At 52.7% G+C, this 18,355-nt stretch carries 14 protein-coding genes and 3 pseudogenes; 13 read left to right on the forward strand and 4 right to left on the reverse strand.

What is annotated here, in order from left to right; all coding sequences use genetic code 11:
• The first annotated feature begins 283 nt into the window (after positions 1-283).
• On the forward strand, positions 284-1,339 hold the full coding sequence (locus ACR0DU_RS19155; protein ID WP_480876699.1) for a tyrosine-type recombinase/integrase: 1,056 nt from the start codon (positions 284-286) through the stop codon (positions 1,337-1,339).
• An 81-nt stretch (positions 1,340-1,420) separates the two neighbouring features.
• Here ACR0DU_RS19155 and ACR0DU_RS19160 read toward each other — a convergent pair whose 3' ends face one another.
• Entirely contained in the window at positions 1,421-2,476 is a 1,056-nt protein-coding gene (locus ACR0DU_RS19160; RefSeq protein ID WP_480876702.1) for a ParB/RepB/Spo0J family partition protein, read from the reverse strand.
• A complete protein-coding gene (locus tag ACR0DU_RS19165) occupies positions 2,473-3,783 on the reverse strand; it encodes an AAA family ATPase (protein WP_010442314.1) in 1,311 nt (436 codons plus the stop codon). The genes ACR0DU_RS19160 and ACR0DU_RS19165 overlap by 4 nt, the downstream gene beginning before the upstream one ends.
• A gap of 373 nt (positions 3,784-4,156) precedes the next feature.
• On the opposite strand from ACR0DU_RS19165, the gene ACR0DU_RS19170 reads away from it, so the two are divergent.
• The 4 genes from ACR0DU_RS19170 (at position 4,157) to ACR0DU_RS19185 (ending at position 8,618) form a co-directional block, all read left to right on the forward strand.
• Positions 4,157-4,855 (forward strand): DnaA N-terminal domain-containing protein, encoded by a 699-nt coding sequence (locus tag ACR0DU_RS19170; protein ID WP_480876705.1) that lies wholly within the window; start codon positions 4,157-4,159, stop codon positions 4,853-4,855.
• A 574-nt stretch (positions 4,856-5,429) separates the two neighbouring features.
• Complete coding sequence (locus tag ACR0DU_RS19175) at positions 5,430-5,552, forward strand: hypothetical protein (RefSeq protein WP_480876708.1); 123 nt, start codon at positions 5,430-5,432, stop codon at positions 5,550-5,552.
• 437 nt (positions 5,553-5,989) lie between these two features.
• Positions 5,990-7,699 (forward strand): ABC transporter ATP-binding protein, encoded by a 1,710-nt coding sequence (locus ACR0DU_RS19180; RefSeq protein WP_480876711.1) that lies wholly within the window; start codon positions 5,990-5,992, stop codon positions 7,697-7,699.
• A 7-nt stretch (positions 7,700-7,706) separates the two neighbouring features.
• On the forward strand, positions 7,707-8,618 hold the full coding sequence (locus ACR0DU_RS19185) for a glycosyltransferase family 2 protein (protein ID WP_480876714.1): 912 nt from the start codon (positions 7,707-7,709) through the stop codon (positions 8,616-8,618).
• Between the two features lie 262 nt (positions 8,619-8,880).
• On the opposite strand, the pseudogene ACR0DU_RS19190 reads toward ACR0DU_RS19185, so the two are convergent.
• Both ACR0DU_RS19190 and ACR0DU_RS19195 read right to left on the reverse strand, forming a co-directional pair.
• A pseudogene (locus ACR0DU_RS19190) lies at positions 8,881-9,540 on the reverse strand (IS6 family transposase).
• 126 nt (positions 9,541-9,666) lie between these two features.
• Positions 9,667-10,377 carry a GntR family transcriptional regulator gene (locus tag ACR0DU_RS19195; RefSeq protein WP_170781411.1) on the reverse strand — a complete coding sequence of 237 codons (711 nt, stop codon included), beginning with the start codon at positions 10,375-10,377 and terminating at the stop codon, positions 9,667-9,669.
• A gap of 228 nt (positions 10,378-10,605) precedes the next feature.
• On the opposite strand from ACR0DU_RS19195, the gene ACR0DU_RS19200 reads away from it, so the two are divergent.
• The 8 genes and pseudogenes from ACR0DU_RS19200 to ACR0DU_RS19235 all read left to right on the forward strand — a co-directional run bounded on the left by ACR0DU_RS19200 (position 10,606) and on the right by ACR0DU_RS19235 (position 18,314).
• Positions 10,606-11,793 (forward strand): ABC transporter substrate-binding protein, encoded by a 1,188-nt coding sequence (locus ACR0DU_RS19200; RefSeq protein WP_480455284.1) that lies wholly within the window; start codon positions 10,606-10,608, stop codon positions 11,791-11,793.
• Between the two features lie 95 nt (positions 11,794-11,888).
• Positions 11,889-12,758, forward strand: coding sequence for a branched-chain amino acid ABC transporter permease (locus ACR0DU_RS19205; protein ID WP_480876718.1), 870 nt, complete (start codon positions 11,889-11,891; stop codon positions 12,756-12,758).
• A gap of 4 nt (positions 12,759-12,762) precedes the next feature.
• Positions 12,763-13,749, forward strand: a complete 987-nt coding sequence (locus ACR0DU_RS19210) for a branched-chain amino acid ABC transporter permease (protein WP_010442323.1) — start codon at positions 12,763-12,765, stop codon at positions 13,747-13,749.
• Positions 13,746-14,528: an ABC transporter ATP-binding protein gene (locus ACR0DU_RS19215; protein ID WP_010442324.1), complete on the forward strand. Its 783-nt coding sequence runs from the start codon at positions 13,746-13,748 to the stop codon at positions 14,526-14,528. Before ACR0DU_RS19210 ends, ACR0DU_RS19215 begins: the two co-directional genes overlap by 4 nt.
• 3 nt (positions 14,529-14,531) lie before the next feature.
• Positions 14,532-15,254, forward strand: a complete 723-nt coding sequence (locus tag ACR0DU_RS19220; protein WP_010442325.1) for an ABC transporter ATP-binding protein — start codon at positions 14,532-14,534, stop codon at positions 15,252-15,254.
• A 7-nt stretch (positions 15,255-15,261) separates the two neighbouring features.
• Positions 15,262-15,939 carry an aspartate/glutamate racemase family protein gene (locus ACR0DU_RS19225; protein WP_010442326.1) on the forward strand — a complete coding sequence of 226 codons (678 nt, stop codon included), beginning with the start codon at positions 15,262-15,264 and terminating at the stop codon, positions 15,937-15,939.
• A gap of 531 nt (positions 15,940-16,470) precedes the next feature.
• A pseudogene (locus tag ACR0DU_RS19230) lies at positions 16,471-16,956 on the forward strand (aldehyde dehydrogenase family protein); the annotation flags it as partial.
• A 20-nt stretch (positions 16,957-16,976) separates the two neighbouring features.
• A pseudogene (locus ACR0DU_RS19235) lies at positions 16,977-18,314 on the forward strand (aminotransferase class III-fold pyridoxal phosphate-dependent enzyme).
• The last annotated feature ends 41 nt before the right edge of the window (positions 18,315-18,355 follow it).

Consider the following 18,355-nt stretch of genomic DNA (forward strand, 5'->3'; position numbering starts at 1 on the left):
CTCAAGTAACCTGTTCGAAATCTATTCGGCGGAAACAATCGTCAGATCACACAGGCTCGTCAACTAGACCCCAGAGTTTGCGACACATCCGCTGCAAGTCCTCAGAGTTTCATTTCACCCTGTACCGTAAGCTACCCCTAGCAGCCCCCTGCCCGCTTTACACGCATAAATTAGCCTTTTTGACTATTAGTTCTGCTGCAATATAGATTCTCTGTTAAACTCGATAAATATCCCTTATCATGTTTGATTGATTTTACGGGGAAATCAGCACAGAATGTGCCCCATGAAGCCGCCCGCCCTCTATCTTCCAGCCGCCTCCCCTGCCCTGTCGCAGGCGGATCAGAAAACGCTGACCGACCTGTATGTGCGCGGCACGCCGGCCAATACGCTGCGCGCCTATGAGCGGGATCTGCGCTACGTGACGGCATGGAAAGCCGCGCGTTTCGGGTCAGCCCTGGATTGGCCGGAAAGTGAGGCCATCGCGCTGGCTTTTATTCTCGATCACGCCCGCGATCTGAACGACGCACCAGAAACGGATGTAGCGCGCGAAAGCGCAGAAGCGCTGATCGCGCAAGGGCTGCGCAAGTCCCTCTCCTGCCCGGCCCCGTCTACGCTCGACCGGCGCATCGCCTCCTGGCTGGCCTTCCACCGGATGAAGAACCTGACTTCGCCCTTTGACGCGCCCCAGGTCAAGCAAGCCCGCGCCAAGGCCCGCCGAGCGGCGGCCCGTCCCCCTGCCCCAAAATCGCAGCATCCGATCACCCGCGATGTACTGGAGCAGCTGCTGGCCACCTGCCACGGCACGCGCCGCGATGGCCGCGACCGGGCGCTGTTGATGCTCGGCTGGGCTTCGGGCGGTCGGAGGCGCTCGGAGATCACCGGGTTGATGCGCGAGGATGTCTCGCTCAAGGAATTTGACAAGAGCGGCATCGTCTGGCTCTCGCTGCTGGAAGCCAAGACCACCCAGAAGGGCGAGACCCCGCGACTGGTGCTGAAGGGGCGCGCCGCGCAAGCCTTGGTGCATTGGATCGAGATTGGCGGGATCGAGGATGGACCGCTGTTCCGCCCTGTCTCAAAAGCGGATCGTGTGCTGAAACGTCGTCTGAGCCCGGATGCGATTTATCAGATCGTCAAACACCGCCTGAAACAAGCCGGATTGCCCGAGGATTTTGCCTCGCCCCACGGGCTGCGCTCGGGGTTTCTGACCCAGGCCGCACTGGACGGTGCGCCCATCCAGGCCGCTATGCGCCTGTCTCTGCATCGGTCTATGGCGCAGGCACAGAAATATTATGACGACGTCGATATCGCCGAAAACCCGGCAACGGACATGCTGGGGTGAGTTGGAGCTAAACGAGGAAGGCGGTAACCCATGGGTTACCGCCATTAAAATCAAAAAACGTAAGCATGGGTAACCCGCGGGTTACTTCTCGTTCAAAACAGCTTCGAAAGCTTCAACCGCCCTCTGGAGCTTAGAACGGTCAATCGAACTAAAGTCTTGACCGGACAATATTCTGCACTCTCCTTTTCGCGCAGTGATTTTTGAAGCGCCCACATGAAACTCATACTTCACGCTCTCGACTTTCTCACGTCGCTTGCCTTTACCCCGTTCAGAATCAGTATCCGCCAAGAAAGCATCAAGCACCGCGTTTTGCTCATCAGCTGTGGATGCGCGCGCCAACACATCTTTTAACACAGCAGCTGAACCCGACGAAGCTCGAAGTTTCCGCGCAACCTCAACGCCAAGATTTCTGGAGACACTCTTAGGAAACGGCAACGCGCCATCAAGTTCATTGAGCAGGTAAACAAAGCTACGAATATAAGAGCGTTTCATCTTGTGCAGGGATGAGTAAAGCCTTCCGACCAAAGCTTCTGCATCCCCTGCCCCCAACTCAGAATCGTTGGAAGCAAGAATTGCCACTTGCGCCATCTCAGCAAAAGTCAGGTCCTCTCGAACAACGTTCTCTTCAACCATGTCAATGTAAAGGTCGATGCGGTCACTCTGGGATTCAGCAACTCGCGCTGTAACACTGGAAAACCGTTCATCACCGGTCTCCTCATAAAGCTGCTTGAGAGCAGTTACTCGTCTCCAACCCTTTTTGAGCTGGAATCGACCATCTGAATCCTTATAAAGCTCTATGGGCTCCTTCTGGCCGCGTTCCTGAATAGAAGCCTTGAGTTCATCCATCTCATCCGAACTTGCGACGGCCGATAGATCCAAGCGATCTCTTGGAAGATCTGTCGTAAGAATTTCATTGATGCTGACCGCAACCAAAACTCGCCCCTCGTCACGAGCTTTGCGATACTCCTTGGCATCGGAGGCATTTTGCCGTCGCTGTTCGACACGGTTCTCAGTGCTTTCATTTAAACTGTTTGCTGTCTCGCGTACCGCAGCCCCCATTGGGCCCACTTCGCGGCGGCGTGTTTTCTTGATGTCATCTTCATCAATTGGAGTGAAGCCAAATTTGTTACCGCTCATTCTACCCGCTCCTCAACTTTAGTACGCGCCTCCCAGGCCCGTAGGACGACGTCCTTAAATTCACTGTATGCATTATCAAAGGACAGACGCGCCCGTTTCCATGTGTCCCGAGTCATCTGCCTATAGTCCTGCTCGTAGACAGACATCTGGAACCTACCAGATTGCTCGACCGCACGTGTCATTTCGATGGGATTTTGACAGACATCGGCCCCGAAGACATTTTTGAAAGCGTCCATCATCGCGACATGCAGAGAGTTGCTGGCCTCGAAGCGAGTCATGAGAACACGTATGTCATCGAACCTTTTAGGAAGAGTAATACCAGCATCCTGTGCAATACGTTCGAAACCGCTGGTTATGTCTTCCAAGGCGTCGCCAAGCTGACCAAGATAACTCGTTGTGCTGTCGTACTCCCAATAGCCAGGACCAGACGGAATATAGAGGATATCAGCCGCAAAGGCCGCATTCAAAGACTGGTATCCAATTGCAGGCGGACAATCGAAAACAATCAAATCATATTGATCGTCTGGCAACTCATCGAGATATCTTGCGACGCATCCAAAAAAACTCCATGCCTTATGAATGGACCTATACTGAGCGGAAGCAAATTCAACGAAGGCGGCGTTCGCGCAGCTCGGAATGATGTCAATCGTCGACCATGAAGTTCTTTGAATGAAATCCTGTACACGCTGTGCGCCGATTGACTGAACATCTTCTGGCAACTCGTCGGCAGTAGGGTAGGGGCAATCTGCAGGATCATCATATTCGTCCGCGATCCGGTTCGCCTCACGGCAGAGGTCGCGACACATAATGCCCCAGACAGTATTCCACTCTCTTACTTCAGCCAGACCCATTGAATGAGTGAGTGTCGCCTGGGGGTCAAAGTCCACCACCAAAACACGATAACCATCAAGCGCAGCCGCATTCGCCAAGTGCTGAGCAACGACAGTTTTGCCAACACCACCCTTAAAGTTCGAAACCGCCACTCTCATAGCCCGGCCTGCCGGCCTTTGAGGCAGAAGGCTCTTACCCCTAAATCTCAGACGCCGTCTCAGTTCATTAATCTCAGCAAGAGAAAACCATCTTTGCCGTCCATCATCTTCAGTCGCTCCTTGCGGAAGAGACGGGTCTTCGGCCAACTTCTTTCTCAAGGTGTCGGCCGGGACATCAAACATGAACTGGCTAATTTCCCAGATTGAGAATGGTCGAAGAACTTTCTCGTCTGCAGGCGAGAAAGTAGCGCGGCGGACGGCAGCCTGTTGAGCCAGGCTTCGTTCGTTCATAGCTTGAAGGTCGGTGTGGTCACGCATGATGTTGCTCTTGTTATATGACGGTTGTCTTTTAATAACGCGATTTTCGGAAACTGCAAAACGTAAAGAATAGAAATTCCGCTTTTTTGCCTATGATCCGTTAAATACGGGATGAAATTCAAATGCCAGGCTATGTTTTGGTGACAAGTGGCAATCACTAACTAGATATATGGTGACATTCACCCTCTAATGGGGTGTCATCCTGTATGTCACCTATTACCTATTAACCGAATTTTCTTTTGATTTTGAAAATGAAGTAGGTATCCTGCTTTTCAAAGTTCGTTGACAAACTACGGGATTTCATCACACTGAACCCAATTGATGGAATCGGACAGCAAGACCGATCCGTTCGAGGCACAGTGGCAGTATCAAAATGGAAATAAAACGATTTACAGGACATCAGGCCGGTTCACAGAAGTACGATCTACTAACTGCAATCTCTGTTGCGGGATTATGTGGTACACCCGGTTTTCAAAATTCAATGATGCGGCTCATTGCGTTGATAACCGCCCGATACAACTGGCGCACTGATGAGCTGACGGTCGGACAAAAGGAAATGGCCCGCCTCTGGTCCGTGGACCAGCGAACCGTCAAGCGAGAAATTAAGCGGTTAACGAGTTATAACATGCTTCTTCAGCTTAGGCCCGGAGTTAGAGGCCGTGTTGCGGCGTACCGACTCAACTACGCGGAAATTTATCGCCTAAGCAAACCAGTTTGGCAAAATGTTGGTTCTGATTTTGTATCACGCATGGAAATGCAAATACCAAAACCATCCGAAAAGGTCGTTCATGTTCAATTTGGTCAAGAAAAACAATTAGAAGTCGAACCTGAGAGACAAGATCTTCAAAGTCCGTGGGGCAGGGCGCTCCAACGCCTATCAGAGTCAGAAATGTTTTTGTTCAAATGCTGGTATCGTGACCTTCAACTTGTTGAAACCCAAGATCAGACGATCACCTTGCGTGCGCCAAGCAAGTTCATTGCACAGTACATTCAGTCTCACCATTTGAAGCCTTTGCTTGGAGCTATCCAACTTGAATTTGGGCGAATTCAGAAGGTGCGTCTGATAGGCTAACTGGAACATGCCGTTGCTTTGCTTGAATTTGTTTGAATTAAACCAGTCAGATTTTCAGATTGAAACTAGTAGAGAACCGTTCTTTGTCGCAGTCGTTGGTCGGAGTGTTGCAGCTTCGCGTGTTAATTCCAATTGAGGCTTGGTCTGCAATGATATTTGGGAAAGTCTTGTGATCTATTTCAATGGCGCGCTCTACCCAGTATCTGTGATCCTATTTGCGGTCTACTTCTGCGTTCGAAACGGCGTTTCCTGTCGTGATCTAGAAGAAATACCGGCTGAAAGTAGTGTTAAGGTCGAACATGCGAGGATGAACAGCTGGTTAGTAATGTATTCATCCTTGGCGGGTCGCAAATCAAAGAAGTGAACAAAATCTACAAGCAGGATCACCGGTTCATCAAGCAGCTTACGAGGCCCGTGCTTCGCTTCAAATGCTTCACCCCAGTTGTTGCAGGCATCGAAACAGCCAATTTGATCGGTAAGAGGCCGCTGGAACGTTCGGCATGCGGATTCCGCTAATTTGCAGAGTTCGCTGAATAATTGAAGCTAATCAGAGTGATAGCTTTATTCCTCTGCAATGTTTGCGACAGTTCCACAGATTCTACTTGGTACGGTTGAGGTCTGGCCCATTATCGGATCAGACATTCAGGATCGGATGCAACATGAATCCGATCAGTACAACAATATTGTCGCGTTTTAATCAAAACCAGCTACCTCTCTCCCTCGAAGAGAGGGGGGCTGCGCGCAAGTTCAGACCATCTTACATGGGTGCGATCCCGAGTTTTGGGTCAGTTGGTTTCAACATTTGAACGAGGCCGAAAGGGTAGGGGCCCAGGCTATGCTTGTCGCGCCTTCTCGTTTATTGCCCATTACATTGCATATCAGTGGTCAGGGCGGGTTTTGGCGGTCGACACACCGATCAGGACATTGCGCATCGAAACCGTGGAATAAGGCGGAATACCGCGTGGGCTTGCCCAATAGAGAGCGGGCGACTATCTAGCGGGCACGATTTATGAGTCTGTCATAACAGACATGTCTCGATCCTGATCACAGTGGGCATGTGCATTGCAAAAGATCAAATCAAAGTTTGCGGCAGTACTAAGCGATTCCGTCTTGTGGCGTTTGCTGTCAGAGAACATGCGGGAGCAAATGCTGCCGTATACCATTGCAATTATCGCGATGGTGTTTGTAGCGGGGACTACAGCTGGTATCGCGTTCATCATGCGCGATGTCGTTGACTCGCTGTTCGACAGTGAGAATTCGGCCAAGATCTTTGGCGTTTCGATGGTCGTGTTCACTATTTTCTTGGTTAAAGGTGTCGCCACCTACGTCCAGGTTGTAGCATTGACCCGCGCTGGGAACCGGATCGTATCAAAACAGCAGATCAAGCTATATGACAAGCTTTTGCGGCAGGGCGTATCTTTCTTTAACCTGACCGAAAGCTCGGATTTGCTTTTGAGAGTGACACAGACAGCACAGGCTGCGCGGACGGTTATCGAAATAATGGTCACGACCGCCGTTCGAGACATGCTTACATTGATCGGTTTGCTTGCCGTGATGTTCTATCAGCAACCAGTCTTGTCCCTCTTTACGCTAATCGTCGGCCCGCTTGCAATTCTGGGGGTTCGGATGCTGCTTCGTAAGGTCCGCGATATTGCGGATATGGAGTTGCAGTCGATGAGCGCGATCATGAAGGTCATTCAGGAGACGTCGGCTGGAATTCGGGTGGTCAAGTCCTTTGGATTAGAAGAACGCATGGCCGAACAAATGAATTCGGCAGTGAAAAGCGTCGAAAAACGCCGAAATAAGCTTGCTCGCTTGCAAGCGGCAACCAGCCCACTGACTGATATTCTGGCAGGATTTGCAATTGCCTCGGTCATCGGGCTGAGTGCAGGTAAGTTGTTTGGTGCAGCGGCCTCTACCCCGGGCGAACTGATGTCATTCGTTACCGCTGTGATGATGGCGTATGAACCTGCGAAGCGTCTGACCAAGGTGCGGGTGAAGATGGAAGTGGGTTTGCGGCGTGTTAAAATGCTATTCAGCATGCTGGACGAGCCGGAAACCCTGCCTGAGGACGTTAATCCCAAAGCGTTGCCGGATGGGCCTCGCAAAGTCGTGTTTGACGATGTTGTATTCGGCTACGCCCGGCGTGATCCGATCTTGAAGGGGCTTTCGTTGACCTTTGAGGCCGGCAAGACGACCGCTTTGGTTGGCTTATCTGGTGGCGGAAAGTCGACCATTTTGAACCTTGCATTGCGCCTATATGATCCAAATAGTGGTTCGATTTCGATCGATGACCAAGACATAAAATACACCTCTTTCAAGACATTGCGCCAGAATATGTCCTTTGTCGGCCAAGAGACATTTCTTTTCTCAGCATCGATCGCCGACAATATTCGCTTTGGCCGAGAGGGAGCGACACAAGAGGACGTGATCGAGGCCGCCAAGGCCGCAAACGCCTATGATTTTATAATGACTTTGGAGCAGGGCTTCGACACCATGGTGGGCGAAAACGGAGCCTTCTTATCTGGCGGTCAGAAACAGCGCCTTGCGATCGCCCGTGCGTTGTTGCGCGATAGCCCCATTCTGTTGCTGGACGAGCCGACGAGCGCTCTGGATTCAAAGTCGGAACATCTGGTGCAGGAAGCGCTAAACAGGCTTACAGAGGGGCGTACAACAATTATCGTTGCGCACCGCCTTTCAACGATTATGCACGCGGACAAAATTGTTGTGATCGAAAGTGGAGAAGTGTTGGAGCAAGGGAGCGCCAAACAATTGTTGAAAGAACAAGGCCCCTTCAAAACCTTGTACGACCATCAGTATTCCAACGCAGTTAGCGCAGAGTGAGCTTGGTTTGACGCAGCAATCTGCAAGACGACCGGCGCGGCAACCACTGGCCGCGACCGTCATTATTCCAACTTACCACAGTTGGAATCAACTGCAGATCTGTCTGGACTGTTTGGCTTCCCAGACCCTGAATGCCGATCAGTTTGAGATTATTGCGGTAAACAATGATCCGTCCGACCAAACTCCGTCTGAGTTTCGCTTGCCTGCAAACGCTCGTATATTGAGCGAAGCAAAGCCAGGCTCATACGCGGCACGAAATCGCGGTATCGATGAGGCGAATGCCGACCTATTTTTCTTTACCGATTCAGATTGTCAGCCTGTCCCACAGTATCTGGAAGCTGGATTGAAGATAACCCAGGATCACCCTGAGGTTGGGCGGTTCGGAGGCAATGTTGTTCTGATCCCTAACGGGGAAGAATGGACGACAACGGAATTGTATGACGTTCATCTTGGTCTGGAGCAGCAGAAGTGGGTTGAGCGTGGCAGAGCTGTTACCGCCAACCTGATTTTGCGTCGCAGTGTGATAGATCAAGTCGGTCGGTTCAACGACACGGTTTTGTCAGGTGGTGATATGGAATGGAACGATCGCGCAAAAGCTGCAGGCGAACCTATCCTTTTTGCCGAGGAAGCCATCGTAAGACATCCAGCGCGTAGAAGTCTTGGTGAACACATCACCAAAGCCCGCCGAATTGAAGGCGCGCGTTTGCGTAGGAACGCGAAGCGTGGAATTGTGAATTACATACCACCCGTTCACAAGCTGATCCCGTCGTTTAAGACTCTGAAAAATCTTCTTGGAAAATCCGATCTATCTACCCGACGAGCCCTTGGAGTTTGGGGTGTCCATTATGTTCTTCGAGTGGTGAAGATAACTGAAACTATTCGTCTGCTCTGGCTACGACGCGCCGATCAGCGGAAGTAGGGCCAAGTAGACAGATCTCTTCATGTACTTAGTTTGAAAACTCAAATTCTTAGCGAAACTCGGCTTTTATGTAATAGTCATAAACATAATATTTTGACTATTAAGGCGCGTTGATGATTTGTCAGATGTTCAAAAGGAGGATGTGTAGCAAACTCTGGGGTCTAGTTGACGAGCATGCGTGATCTGAGTGGTTTTGTTGCGAAGTTTCAACTGGCAACGTTGATAGCTCTATGCCGGCGGGCTAAGCAGCCAGTTCTGCAAATTACCAAAATGGACAGAGTCCCGGCGCGATTTGACCTTTTCGTATCATGTTCGCCACTTCTATGCCGCCCAGCGTTGCCGCCGCTGAAGCGAAGGCCGTGAACTCTAACATTGGCCGGATACGTCTCTTGATGAAACGATGGTCCTGTTCCACGATGTTGTTCAGGAATTTCCGCCTCACCGTCTCGATCGGAACCGGACAACCAAATCCCTTCAGCATTTGTTGACAGCTTTGATGCCAGCTGTGTTTGGTCCGCTCTTGTCGATCACAATCTTCCTCGGCAAACCATTGACCTCCAGCATTCGGGCAAAGAACTTCGTGGCGGCGTGTTTGTTACGGTGCACGGACAACATGAAATCAAGCGTCTTGCCGAGCTTGTCGACAGCTCAATAGAGATAGACCCAAGTCCCCTTCACTCAAATGTACGTCTCGTCCATTCTCCAGGAACGGTCGCAGTGGTCCTTTGCGACGCCGTGCAATTTCAGCGATCGCGCTGGAATACCGTGTTACCCAACGATTCAACGTGGTGTGGTCCACTGATACGCTTCGTTCGGCCATGATTTCTTCCAGATCACGATATGACACTCCGTATCGGACATAGAAGAACACCGCGAACAGGATCACATCTTTCGGATATTGCGCGCCTTTAAATGATATCATGAACCAACCTTCGATTATAAAATAGAGAGAGTTATTCGCTCGCTATATCCTTGACCGTCAATGGTCAAAACTTTGCAACAGATCCGTTTTTGCGCGTAATGTGGGCAGGGGGGCGTGGCAAAAAAATTACATGCGCCCGGTGAGTATCTTAGCCAGATCGGGTTCAACCTTTCGGGTTTGTTCCAAATCCAGACTGTTTTTTACGTGGAGGAGGTGGTGTTGAATGTTGTCTTCCGCGGATTGTGGGTCACCACTCACGATCGCATCAATGATCGAAGCGTGTTCATCATCGGGACACGAAGAGTCCCTGTTGGTTCCGAACAATGCCACGATCAGAGATGACCGAGTCACCAGCTCGCGCACAACGCGTGTAAGTACCGAATTGTTGTGGCATTTGGCCAGCTCCACATGAAATTCACCTGAAAGCCGGATGATCTCAGTTCGATCATTTGCTGCCCGAGCTTCATCTTCTTCTTTGACATGTGTCCGTAGCGCGTCGATTCCTAGGCTGCCGTTCTCATGTGCCAGTGTACGTACGATGCCAGATTCAATCATCAAGCGGGCCTCAAAAACCTCTCGAGCTTCGTCAGGGCTTGGACAAGCTATAAAGGCGCCACGGTTGGAGTGCAGTTCAACAATGCCTTGGCTGCTCAATAACAACAAAGCTCGGCGAACGCGCATTCGGCCTACGCCAAAAGTCTCGCACAAGGTTTGTTCGCTCAATTTGGTTCTAGGCGCCAGCTTCTGTTCCATGACCGCAGAATAAATTCGGTCAACGATCAATTGCTCATCCGGATCGGATTGGACGGCGTCGAGTTTTTGTTGGGCGTCTGTCATCTTGTTCCGATTTGGCAGGAATACATGTCGATCGTACTTAACCGTACAACTTCTAACTGACAATATATTGGTCTTCTGTTTGCAATATCAACAATCACGTTTACTAAAAGTGTTGACACAGATTGTTAACAATGCAGTATCCAAGAGGCATTCCGGGATTCGACCGGTCGCATTGTATACTTCGCCAAGCGCCCAGAAGAGGCGCCGAGACCTCATAGGGAGGAAAGAATGAAACGTAGAAAACTGATTAAATCCTCGGTCGCATTGGCCTTGACCGCATCCGTGCTTGGCTCGGCTGCCTGGGCGGATAACCCCGTACTTAAGATCGGCTTTGTCGGGGTTACCTCGGGTCCGGCGGCGGCTTGGGGCATCTCTAACCAGCGATCGATGGAGGCGAGGGCAGACTGGATTAACGAATCCGGCGGTTACCAGATTGGCGATACCACTTACGATATCGAAATCGTTTCATTCGACGATCAGAAAGATCCCAAACGCGCGATCGCTGGCATGGAAAAAATGGCGCAGGAAGGGATCCACTATGTGGTTGGTCCCAACGTGGATGACGGCGCAGCCGCCGTTCGCCCAGTTGCCGAAGCAAAAGGGATCATGTATTTTCCATATGCTTTCCCTAAAGAGCTTTACACAGCGCCGGCATCGAATGCGGTTCTGGGCATGGTTGCAAACTACCAGTCAGGTCCAGCGATTTATAAGTATCTTAAGGACGAAAAGGGCGTGAAGACGGTGGCTTTTGTTGCTGCCAACGAGTCTGATCCGCTGAGCCAGCGTGACGGCGGGATCGCTGCGGCCAATGCGCTGGGTCTTGAAGTTGTCTCTGACAATGTAACGTATCAGGTGGACACTACGGACTTTACCCCAGTTCTGACGCCGGTCATGCGGACACAACCTGATCTGCTGGTCCTGTCAGGTGTTTCACCGGCCAATGCCCCTCAGCTGATCCGTTCGGCTCGAGAGCTTGGGTTCCAGGGCATAATTTCAACTGAGACGGCGCAGGATGCGACGGTTTTGCGCGAAGGCGCAGGTGATCTGGCCAACGGGTTCATCTCGGTGGGTGGTGCTTCAACCCCTGAAATCGCATCGGATGACATGAAGGAATTCGTCAAGCGCTACACTGACATGTTCGGCGAATATAACGACGAGTCGAATACCAAGGTCTATGCGCTAGAGTATATTCTGGCGACGCTAAACGCCAATCCGGCAGGTATCGACGATGTGAACGCTTTCCAGACCACAATGGACACGTTCGAAGCACCAAATCCCTTCATGAAGGGCGATGCTAAGATGCGGTATGTCGGCACGACATCGTTCGGGCAAAAGCGTCAGATCGCGGTTCCGCTGGTGGTAAATGTCTACCAGGACGGAGAGTTTGAAACACTCTTTGTCGCCGAAGTCGACTGAGGCAATACTTCCAACCAAGGCAATCGCCTAACGAGCTTCAATCCCTCCCGGGCTGATGATCAGCCCGGGATACCCGAACCTTACGCGGGACTCCAATGGAACAGATACTAGCAAATGGCATCTATCTGGGCGCGCAATATGCGATGATCGCCTTAGGACTGACGCTGATCTTCGCCCTGATGAACGTACTGAATTTTGCTCACGGACAGATGTACGTTCTCGGCGGCTTCGTCACTTACACCATTTACGGGCAGCTTGGTTTGCCATTCATCCTGGCGTTGCTTGCGTCCTGTATCACCCTGGCAGTACTTGGCGCACTCATCGAACGGTTCTTGTTTGCGCCAGTGATACGACGATCGTCGCGCGAAGAAAGCACAATGCTGCTGGCGGCGGGACTGGCGTTTCTGTTTGACGCGGTCATCCTGCTTGTCTTCGGAGAAAAACAGCGTGGCGTGCCCAAGATTGTCGACGGTGTCTTCAACTGGGATTTCAGGCTGATCATGCCTTATGATCGAATCCTGATCTGCGTGCTGGCCATTCTCTCAATCGTTACCTTCATTCTGTTCATGCAATATTCCAAAACCGGCCGCGCCTTGCGTGCGCTGGCGCAGGACAGAACCGCGGCCCAGCTTATGGGTGTGAATGTTGCCCGGTACTCTATGATCGGGTTTGCCCTAGGTGCGATGCTGGCTGGTCTGGTAGGAGGTCTGCTGGTGACCATCACAGGCGTCAATCTGGGCATGGGCGGACCGACCTCGATCAAAGCCTTCATGATGGTAATGATCGGCGGCGCAGGTGTGATTTCCGGCGCGATTGCAGGCGGCATCATCCTTGGCTTCATGGAAGCTATTGGTTTGGCGGTTCTGTCGCAATATGGCGATATCACCTATTTGCTGATCTTCGTCTCACTGATGATTTTCCTGGCCATCCGCCCGCAGGGCTTGATGGGCAAACCGTGGGGTTAACACTGTGCCGAAACTTTCCACGATCCAATGGGCCGGTTTGGCGTTTTTCCTACTGGCCATCTTCGTCGCGGTTCCCGGCTTTATCGCGGCGTCCGGGCGGTCTGACCTTTACTATACGCTGACCTCGGTTGCGCTGCTTTCGATTGCCAGTGCCGGTGTCTGGCTGACTTTCTATATCGGCCGCATCAATATCGGGCAAGGCGCTTTTGCCCTGATCGGAGCTTATGTCTCGGCCATTCTTGTGACGAAGGCTGGCATGTCCTTTTGGTTGTCTCTGCCGCTCGCGGGTCTGTTTGCGGCAGGGGTCGCCGTGTTGATTGGCTTACCGATCCTGCGGCTGCGGGGGGTGTACTTTGCGATGATCTCGCTGGTACTGACGCAGGTTGTCACCCTGACCGCGCTAGCCTTACCAATCACCAATGGGGCCAAGGGGATCACCTCGATCCCGCTGCCGGGTGGCGTGTCGATCCTGGGTCTTACCCTGATCCCGGATTTCGCGACGCTCGAGAATCCACGGCTGGCCTTCTACTACTCGGCCTGTGTGCTGATGGTGCTGACCTTTGCCGCCATGTACCGGCTGGTGAATTCGCGCCTCGGCCACCTGTGCCGGTCGATGCAGCAGAACGAGGAACTGGCCAGCTCCATTGGCGTGAATATCTCATATATCCGCATCATCATCTTTGCTATTTCCTCCTTTCTGGGCGGCATTGGCGGAGCCATGTTCGGATCGATTGCACAATCGGTCTATCCGTCCAGCTTTCAGGTCGCTGACAGTGTGAACTTCATGCTGAACTGCTTCCTCGGTGGTCTGGGCTATGTGTTTGGCCCGATGTTGGGCACACTGGTTCTGTATTTTGGATGGGATCTGTTGTTCGAGTTGGGGCGCTTCCAACTGCTGGCCTATTCCAGCCTGCTGATCATTCTGATGCTGTTCCTGCCGAACGGGCTGCTTAGCCTGCGGCTGCCGGGCAAGAAAGGAGATGACAAATGAGCCATCTTCTGGAAGTCCGCCACGTCACCAAAAAATTCGGCGGGTTGACCGCCAACAGCGATATCTCATTCAACGTCAATGAAAACGAGATCCTGTCGGTGATTGGACCAAACGGTGCTGGAAAGAGCACATTGTTCAAGATGATCTCGTCGTTTCTGCCGACGACCGCCGGAGAAGTGCTGTTCAAAGGTGAGAGGATTTCGAACCTGAAACCGCATGTGGTGGCGCGCAAGGGGGTGGTCCGTACCTTTCAGGAAACCACGATCTTCAAGTCAATGACCGTGCGCGAAAGCATCATCGTCGCTCAGCACCTGCGTGCGCGTGCCTCGCTGGCCGGGTATTTCTGGGGCACGAAAACGGCACATGAAGACGTCGACAGTTTTGGCCAGTATGCCGATGACCTGATCGAATTCCTCGGCATGACCGAGATCGCTAACGAGCAGGCCTCGAACCTGCCGCAGGGCAATCTGCGCGCGCTGGGGATCGCCATCGGTCTGGCCACTGATCCCAAGGTCCTGCTGCTGGATGAGCCTTTTGCGGGTATGAACCACGACGAGACCATGAAAATGGTCAATCTGGTCCGCAAGGTGCGCGACGACCGGGGTGTCACAGTGCTGTTAGTGGAACATGACATGCCCGCAGTGATGAACATCTCGGACCGGATTGTTGTGCTGAATTTCGGCGAAATGATCGCCGAAGGCACCCCAGCGGAAATCCAGAACAACGAAAAGGTCATCGAAGCCTATCTGGGCAGCGCCGATGACGAGATCGGGATCTGAGCCATGAGCAAGATGTTGGAATTCAAGGATGTCGAGCTTTACTACGATCACGTCTATGCGCTGAAGGGCGTGTCGATTGATCTTGAGCAAGGTGAAACCGTCGCCCTTATCGGTGCCAATGGTGCGGGCAAAAGCTCCATCCTGCGGGCGATCACTGGGCTGGCGAAGATCAAGTCCGGTTCGGTTGCGTTCGAGGGCGAAGATATCGCAGGAACCAACCCGGCTGAGATAGTCTCGAAAGGCATTGCGATGGTGCCAGAGGGGCGGCGGGTCTTTCCTTATATGACGGTCAAAGACAACCTGCTGATGGGTGCATTCACCCGTTCAAATAAAGCGGATGTGCACCGCACCTTGGATTCCGTTCTGGAACGGTTTCCGCGTCTGAGAGAACGCTATAGCCAGTCCGCTGGTACACTCTCGGGCGGCGAACAGCAGATGATGGTGATTGGGCGCGCCTTGATGGCGAAACCTCGACTACTGCTGCTGGATGAACCTTCGCTGGGCATCGCGCCCAAGTTGGTTCAGGACATTGCCCGCTCAATAGTGGCGATCAACCGGGACGAAGGAGTGTCGGTGCTGCTAGTCGAGCAGAACTCGCGCATGGCGCTGTCGATCTCACACCGCGCCTATGCGCTAACGACAGGAAATGTGGTCATTTCAGGAAACTCCAAGGAACTTTTGACCGATCCGCGGATAAAAGCTGCCTACCTGGGCGGAGAAGTGTGAGGATGTTGTGAAACTTCTAGTCGTCAATCCCAACACTACCAGTTCCATGACGCGAAAGATAAAAGAGGCAGCGCGGGCGGCTGCGCATCCTGAAACCATGATTATCGCTGCCACGTCCCAAAACGGTCCTGCCAGCATACAGGGCTATCTGGATGTCTCTACCTGCGTTCCCGGACTGCTGGAGGTTGTGAACGCGCATCCGGACGCAGATGCAATTGTTGTGGCCTGTTTCGACGATACTGGGGTCGACGCCGTGCGCTGCGTCACTTCGGCGCCAGTCATCGGTGTTGGGGAAGCGGCCTACCATGCGGCATCCATGATCAGTCCAAAGTTCAGTGTCATCACCACATTGTCCCGGTCTTTAGCAGGGCTGGAGGCCAACTTGTTGCGATACGGTCTGGATCGTCGCTGCGTTCGAGTTCGGGCATCGGATGTTCCGGTTCTGAAGCTCGAGGAAAACGATCCGGCGACAATCGACAAGATACGGGTCGAAATTCGCGCTGCCATCGAGGAAGATAGGGCTGAGGCCATTGTGTTGGGCTGCGCGGGGATGACCGACCTCATGTCGCATCTTTCGGAAGAATTCAATCTGCCCGTTGTCGATGGAGTGGCCTGTGCCGTTACCTTTGCCGAAGCCTTGGTCAAAGCCAAGCTCACGACTTCGAAACTTTGTTCCTATTCCTGATCCGATTAACCACCTTTCCTGCGGTTCATAGGGTTGTGTTGCAAATTTTTGGAACGATCAGAGTACCAGTCGTTCGCTGCGGGTGCGAACGGCATTGTTAACCATCGCGAAAGCGGACATACGTACATCGACTACCACTAGGTAAAATTTACGACTCTCGAAGTATCGGCCGCTACGACCTACTCAATTAACTGGCTTTTCAGTTGGTAATTGTTTTTGTCAGGCGTTCACCCCATCAAAATGTTCTTTGGAAACCTTCAAACCCGTTGTGTTCATAGAGCCGATGATGCGGCCATGCCGACCAAAAAGCTCTCTACTTCTGAGCGAGCCACTTCGGGTTCTTCCGACCTTATCGCATCTGCGATCTTTGAAAGACGGTCATGAAAATGCTTGCGTACAAGATTTGCAACGGGCGCCTGATTTGTGCCGCCGTCGAACTTGTTAGCGCGGCGCGCAGAAACAATCTGGTCGAAAGTCCAACACAGAAATCTGTTGCCAGCTTCGACGTAGTAGAGCTTTGCGAAACCATAGATTAACGATTCAGACCTCGGGCCGCTGATAAACGCGGCAGCAGTCGCTAAGCAGATCGAACAGGTTGAAGACGCAGTCGCGCATGGCGCAAACTGTTTACTCGGAGGGCAGATATCGGACAAAGGCCCTCTGTTCTTTGAGGCCACTGTCCTCAGCGATGTGCTGACAAGCGCAAAGATCTTTCACGAAGAGACGTTTGGCCCTGTGGCAGCGATTGCGCCCTTCGATACTGAGGACGAGGCCGTTGAGATCGCAAATGCGACGGAATACGGGCTGGTCGCGTATGTCCACACTCAGGACCCACGCCGCATTTATCGAACCAGCCGGGCCTTGCAATTCGGCATGGTCGCCGTGAGCCGGACAAAAATTACCGGCGCGCCGATCCCTTTCGGCGGCGTCAAACAGTCTGGGCTTGGGCGCGAAGACGCAAGACAAGGGCTCGAGGCGTTCACAGAAAGCAAATATATCTGCCGAGACTGGGCGTGACAAAGGCGAGGAACAAAACAATGCTGACAAATGATCAACTGGCCGCATGGGATCGCGAAAATTTCTTCCACCATTCAACGCATCTGGCCAACCATGCACATGGCGAGACGCCGTCTCGTGTCATCACAGGCGGAAAAGGCGTGTATATCGAAGACCGGGATGGCAAACGACTACTTGACGCGTTTGCCGGGCTATATTGCGTCAATGTTAGCTATGGGTGTCAGGAAATCGCTGATGCGATTGCCGAGCAAGCCAAGGAACTGGCCTACTATCACGCTTGCCAAGATGATCCTGGATCGCGCGCCGGATCATATGTCCAAGGTATATTTAGGACTGGGCGGGTCCGACGCGAATGAGACCAACATCAAGCTCGTCTGGTACTACAACAACATCCTCGGCCGCCCTGAAAGGAAGAAGATCATCAGCCGGTGGCGGGGTCATCACGGATCAGGCCTAATGACCGGATCACTCACCGGGTTAGAACTCTTCCACAAGAAATTCGACCTGCCGCTTGCTCAGGTTATTCACACCGAAGCACCATAATACCTGCACCGACACGAGGCCGGCATGAGCGAACAGGAATTTTCCGGCTGGTGCGCCGCGCGTCTCGAAGACCTGATCCTCGCCGAAGGGCCCGACACGATTGCTGCGTTTATAGGCGAATCCATCCTTAGAACCGTCGGGATCGTCCCGCCGCCAGATGGGTATTGGGCAGCCATTCAGGAGGTTTTGAACAAATACGATATTCTGCTGATCGCGGACGAGGTGGTCACCGGCTTCGGGCGGCTCGGCAGCATGTTCGGCTCGACGCATTATGGATTGCAGCCGGACATCATCACAATCGCCAAAGGCCTGACTTCGGCCTATGCGCCGTTATCCGGTTCGATCGTGTCCGAAAAGATGTGGTCTGTTCTGGAACAGGGGACAGATGAAACGGCCCCATCGGTCATGGATCGACATACTCCGCCCATCCCATCGGGGCCGCCGCCGGTATTGCCAATCTGCAGCTGATCGACACGCTGGATCTCGTAAGTAACGCAGGTACCACCGGCGCCTATCTGAATGCCGAGATGCAAAAAGCATTGGGTAACCATCCAAACGTCGTTGAAATTCGCGGCGAGGGCATGCTCTGCGCTGTCGAATTTGCGCGTGATCCTGCATCGCGGGCATTATTCGAGCCCAGCAAAGGCATCGGTGCAAAGGTCGCCGGAGCGCTCTTGGGGGAAGGCATCATCGCAAGAACCATGCCGCAAGGCGACATACTGGGCTTCGCCCCTCCACTATGCCTCACGCGCAACGAGGCCGACCGGATCGTCGAGGCAACACGCCGAGCCGTTGCGTCCACCCACTTTGCATAGGCCCATCGTTTCGTTGCCACCGTAGAGTCACAATTCGAACG

Source organism: Ruegeria sp. G2, from assembly GCF_056533505.1.